Consider the following 1,346-nt stretch of genomic DNA (forward strand, 5'->3'; position numbering starts at 1 on the left):
TCTGCTTGGTGACCCGGTTATAGACGTCGCGCATCTTTGCCACTCCTTGCTGAGTGGCAATTCAGTTCTGGCTACGAGGAATTCATGGCCGCGTGTGAGCGGGGACACGGAAAAGCGACGGATTTATTTCGAGGCTTCAACGCGGGGACATCGATCGTCTAATATGCCGGGCATGAAATTGGCGAAGGCCGATGGGACCGGGAAGAGAAAAGCAGAACACAAAGAGCTTCTGAAGACGTTGCAAATATTGAAGCGTTTCTGAAACACGCTCAATCAAGGCGTAATTCGCCCGAGAAAAAGGTAGAAAGGGATAGCAGGTAGGCAGATGGTTGGGAGTACGTTGGGAGTACGTTGAACGTTGGTTACGATGGCCTACGTTCAACGCTGCTTTCCGAAAATAATGCTCTGTCAAGTCAGTAGCAACAGTCTTGATTGCCTAGACCTAGAGCGTTTTCACTAAAAAGCACGCTCCTTCAGGAGCGTGCCGATCGACGTTTTTTGAGTAGCTCGAGCAAGGCCTCGAATCCGCGATCGCCGTTGCGAATATCGGGATCAATCGTGATTGTGCCCCTATGCGGGTAATAATTTACGTCGTCAATTTTGACATGCCACTTGGTTTTGCGGGTCATATGGGGCTGCAGCTGCTTCAGCTGCGCCAGTTCCTTCTGGATTTGCGGCGAATCGTCGGGCCAAAACACCTTGTCCAATTCATGAGGTTTTGAACGCGAGGGCATGAGCGAGCTAACTCCTTTGCTGGATTAATTCAAGGCGGGGACCGCGCCCAACCGGATTGCGAGCGCGTTACCTTGTTCAAGGGCGATATAGAGCGATGTAGCTTGGGCGCAGACCGGCCGAAGCAACCCGGATCAATGTCAAGCGACGTCCGGATTTAACCCCGTAGCGACATGAAGAAGTGACCCCCTTGTGGTTTTGCTGAAGTGAGGCGCGCATTCTTGTCGACGCGCTCTTAGCCTTCTCAGTTCGGGAATCGTCCCATTCACAAGGAGGCGGTCATGGCGGTGGCATCACGTCGCCAGGGGGATCTGTTCGAGTACCCCAAGAGCGACTCGGACAAGCCCTGTACGATAACGCCCGACTGTCTACCCTCCTGACGGATTTCCAGGAGGATCAAATGTCGCTCGGAAGGCAGGCCAAAATTCTCAGCAAGAGGCAACTCGATGCCGCGCTCGGGTTACTATCCAACACGGGATACCCAGCACGAAACAGAGTGATATTCTTGCTGTCGGTTAACCACCTAGATCCAGAGCCTGCTTGAAGGTGATCCAGGTCGGATTGCTGTAGCCTTTGACGAAGGCCTCAGACCACAAGAGCAAGACATTTATGCC

The 1,346-nt window shown here is 53.0% G+C and carries 2 protein-coding genes and 1 pseudogene; 1 reads left to right on the forward strand and 2 read right to left on the reverse strand.

What is annotated here, in order from left to right; translation table 11 throughout:
• On the forward strand, positions 1-262 hold a 262-nt coding region (locus tag F758_RS51500; RefSeq protein WP_210200115.1), incomplete at its 5' end, for a hypothetical protein.
• 211 nt (positions 263-473) lie between these two features.
• Here F758_RS51500 and F758_RS0143005 read toward each other — a convergent pair.
• A complete protein-coding gene (locus tag F758_RS0143005; RefSeq protein WP_024513512.1) occupies positions 474-734 on the reverse strand; it encodes a hypothetical protein in 261 nt (86 codons plus the stop codon).
• 516 nt (positions 735-1,250) lie between these two features.
• Positions 1,251-1,346: pseudogene (locus tag F758_RS49175) on the reverse strand (ArdC-like ssDNA-binding domain-containing protein); the annotation flags it as partial.

It is taken from the genome of Bradyrhizobium sp. ARR65 (assembly GCF_000472385.1).
Classification (GTDB): domain Bacteria; phylum Pseudomonadota; class Alphaproteobacteria; order Rhizobiales; family Xanthobacteraceae; genus Bradyrhizobium.